Origin of the sequence: Frankia sp. AgKG'84/4 (assembly GCF_023242965.2) — a bacterium.
Classification (GTDB): Bacteria; Actinomycetota; Actinomycetes; order Frankiales; family Frankiaceae; genus Frankia.
Genome location: NZ_JALKFU020000525.1, coordinates 1 through 3,842, shown reverse-complemented (window position 1 = coordinate 3,842; position 3,842 = coordinate 1). Strand labels below are relative to the sequence as shown.

Genomic DNA, 3,842 nt, shown 5'->3' with positions numbered 1-3,842 from the left:
GCCGACGGCGCCGCTGAGCACGCCGCCGCTGAGCACGCCGCCGCTGAGCACGCCGCCGCTGAGCACGCCGCCGCTGAGGACGCCGCCGCTGAGGACGCCGCCGCAGACACCGACGTCACCGGGTTCTCGGGAAGAGCCCACGTTGTCGGCTAGCCGCCGCAGGTACCGTCCAGGCGTGCGGCTGGGCTCCTTCAACGTGATGCACGGTCTGTCCCTCGCCGACGGCCGGGCCGATCCGGTGCGCTTCGCGGCCGCTGTCGCGGGTCTGGGTGCCGACGTCCTCGGTCTGCAGGAGGTCGACGTCGACCAGCCGCGTTCCGGCCGGTGTGACCTGGCCGCGCAGGCGGCGGCGGCGCTCGGTGCGGCCGACGACGACTGGTACTTCGCCCCGACCGTGTTCGGCACCCCCGGCGAGCGCTGGCGGCCGGCGACGGGAGCGCGTGAGCCCGGCGAGCCGGCCTACGGCATCGCGCTGGTCAGCCGGTTCCCGGTCACCGAGTGGCGGATCATCGAGCTTGGCCGGGCGCCGGTGCGGTCCCCCATCGCGCTCCCGGGTGGTCCGGGGGGCCGCAGCCGGCTGGTCATGCTGGACGACGAGCCCCGGGTCGCGATCGCCGCCCTGATCGACTCGCCGGCCGGGCCGCTGACCGTCGTGAACACCCATCTGTCGTTCGTGCCGGGCTGGAACGCCGTGCAGCTCGTGCGCCTCGCCCGCCGGCTCGCCGACGTCGACGGACCGCTGGTCGTCCTCGGCGACCTGAACCTGCCGGGGCGGCTGCCGGGCCTGCTGACCCGCTGGCACCGCCTGGCCGTCACCCCGACCTACCCGGCGCCCGCGCCGCGCCTCCAGCTCGATCACGTGCTGGCCCGCGGCCAGGTCGGCGCCGTCACCGCTGTCCGCTGCCAGCGCACGGAGATCTCCGACCACCGCGCCCTGCTCGTCGACCTCGACGCCGCGCCGTCGCGCGCCTGACCGCCTCGCCCGCCCGCGCACGACGCCCGTGGCCGGCGGTCGCCATCACCGGCGTGGCGATCACCATCACCCGTCCAGCGGTCGCCGTCAACCGTCTGGCGGTCGCCGTCACCTCGCCGGGGTGAGCAGAGCCGCCAGGTGCTGTTCGGACAGTGGCGCCGGGCGGACGATCCCGCCGGTGCGGACGTAGAGGAAGGCCGCGTCGACAGCGGACGGGTCGACGCCGCGCAGCCGGGCCCAGGCCAGCCGGTAGACCGCGAGCTGAAGCTCGTCCGCGGGTGACTGGCCGGTCTTCCAGTCGACGACCTCCCACCGGCCGTCCCCGAGGTCGTACACGGCGTCGATGCGGCCGCGCACGATCCGCCCGGCGAGCGGCAACTCGAAGGGTTCCTCGATCGCGAACGGGCGGCGGGCGCCGTACGGGGTGCGCAGGAACGCCTCGCGCAGCTCGCCCAGGTCGTCCTCGGTCAGCTCGGCGTCGCGGGCGCCGGGTAGGTCATCGTCGCCGATCAGCGCCCGGTGGTCGAACAGCTCCTGGACCCAGGCATGGAAGCGGCTGCCGCGCCGGGCCGCCGCCACCGGCTGGCGGGGCAGCGGGCGGACGAGTTCGCGGGCGAACGCCGCCGGGTCAGCGTGCATCCGGACGATCTCCGAGGCCGTCAGGTTCGCTGGCAGCGGCACGTCGAGCATCGGGAGGCGGGCGGCGCGTTCCTCGGCCAGGAGCAATGTCGCCTCCTGGTCCAGCTCGGCGAGTAGCGCCCGATCGGTCCCGGTCAGCCCCGGCGGATCGCCGCCATCGCCGCCATCGCCCCCATCGCCGCCATCGCCGCCATCGCCGCCTGAGGACACGCGCTCGCCGCCCAGGGACGCGGCGAGCGCGGCGTCCAGGCAGGCGACGACTTCCCGGGCGGCCTCGCGGCGGCGCGCGTGCGGCTCGGCTTCGTACGGGGCCGGCCAGGCGAACTCCCGGGGTGTTGCAAGCGCCGGGTTGACACGTTCCGGTGGGCGCGGCGCCCAGTGGTCGACCCGGCCGCCGCCGGCACGGGCATGCCCGGCGAGCTCGTCGAGGAACACCGACGCGCCGCGCGGGCGCTTCTGCGTCGGCCCCCACCAATGGCCGCTGGCGAGCAGCAGCGACTTCGCCCGGGTCACCGCGACGTAGGCGAGGCGGCGTTCCTCCCGCTCGGCGTAGGCGGCGGCGTCGGCGGCGTACTCGTCGTGATCGGCCTTCTGGTCGGACGCGGTGACGGCCGGCAGATCGGCCGCGTCGCCGCGCAGCGGCACCGGCAGCACTCCCGCCGACGTCGTCCACTGGTCGCGGACGGTGACGTCAGGAAAGACCGTCCGGCTCAGGTTCGGCACGGCCACGACCTCCCATTCGAGGCCTTTGGACCGGTGCATCGTCATCAGGGCGACGGCGTTCGCGCCGGACGGACCGGTGACGTCGAGGCCGCGCTCGTGTTCGCGGGCCGCGCGCAGGAAGCCGAGGAACGCGTGCAGCGAGGTCGTCCCGTCCGGGTCGGTGAACGCGGCGGCGACGTCGAGGAAGGCCGCGACGTTCTCCTGGCGGCGGGCGCGCACGGCCGCGTCGGAGGCGGTGAGCTCCACGTCCAGGCCGATCGTGGCGATGACCCGGTGCAGCAGGTCGAGCAGGCCCTCGCCGATGTGCCCGCGCAGGGCCGCGATCTCGGCGGCGAGCCGGCCCAGCCGCAGCCGGCCCTCCGGGGACATCTCCGGCCCCGGATCGCCGAGGACGTCGGACAGCGCGACGACGTCCGCCGGGTCGACGTCGGCGACCGCCGCCGCGAGCGGATCCTCCCGTCCCGGCGGGTCGGGTTCCCGATCCCCCGGCTCGTCGCCCCCGCCACCGGGGGCCAGGCCAGTTGGCTCTGACGAGTCAGGCGGGACAGACGAGTCGGGCGGGACAGACGAGTCAGGCGGGACAGACGAGTCGGGCGGGCGACGCACGACCTCGCGGGCGTGGCGGCCGAGCGCGGCGAGGTCCCGGGCGCCCAGACGCAGCCGCGGGCCGGTCAGCAGCCGGACCAGCGCCGCGTTCGCCGTGGGCGCGTCGAGGACCTCGAGCATCGCCACGATCTCGGCGACCTCGGGCACGGTGAGCAGTCCGGTCAGCCCGACGACCTCGACCGGCAGGCTCACCGCCTGCATGGCGGTGAGCAGCGGCGCGATGTCCCCCCGGGCCCGGACGAGGACCGCGATGTCGCCGGGGGACGTGCCCGCGTCGACGACCCGGCGCAGCCGCGCGGCGATCCAGGACACCTCGTCGGCCCACGTCTCGTGCAGGGCCACGACCGTCTCGCCGCGTTCGGCGACGTCGGCCCTTGGCCGCAGCTCGACGACCCGGTGGCGGGCCCGCAGCGGCGCCGCGACGGTGTTGGCGAGCTCGAGGAGCCGCCCGCCGCTGCGCTGGTTCACGGACAGCTCGTAGACGACCGACGGCGTGCCGTCCGCGCGCGGGAAGTGGCTCGGGAAGTGGTCGAGGTTCGCCACCGACGCGCCGCGCCAGCCGTAGATCGCCTGGCAGGGGTCGCCGACGGCGGTGACCGGATGGCCGCCGCCGAACAGGCCGGTCAGCATGCGGCGCTGGGCGACCGAGGTGTCCTGGTACTCGTCGAGCAGGACGACCGCGGCGCGGGCCCGTTCGGCCCGGCCGACCTCCGGCATCGTCTCGGCGAGGAGGGCGGCGTAGGTGACCTGGTCGCCGAAGTCGAGCACGTCCCGGTCCCGGCGGGCCGCCCGGTACTCGGCGACCAGCGCGGCGAGTTCACGCCGCCCACGGGTCGCCAGCGCCCAGCGCCGCAGCCGGTCCTGGACGCCCTTGGTGCGCGCCCGGCCGGCGGCCGCGACC

The 3,842-nt window shown here is 76.0% G+C and carries 2 protein-coding genes; one reads left to right on the top strand and one right to left on the bottom strand.

Going from position 1 to position 3,842, the window contains the following annotated elements; all coding sequences use genetic code 11:
• Nucleotides 1-175 precede the first annotated feature (175 nt).
• Nucleotides 176-973, top strand: a complete 798-nt coding sequence (locus tag MXD58_RS22505) for an endonuclease/exonuclease/phosphatase family protein (RefSeq protein WP_248836807.1) — start codon at nucleotides 176-178, stop codon at nucleotides 971-973.
• Nucleotides 974-1,081: 108 nt separating this feature from the next.
• Here the strand turns inward: MXD58_RS22505 and MXD58_RS22500 are convergent.
• Nucleotides 1,082-3,842: ATP-dependent helicase (locus tag MXD58_RS22500; protein ID WP_250609872.1), on the bottom strand; the 2,761-nt coding region annotated here is incomplete at its 5' end.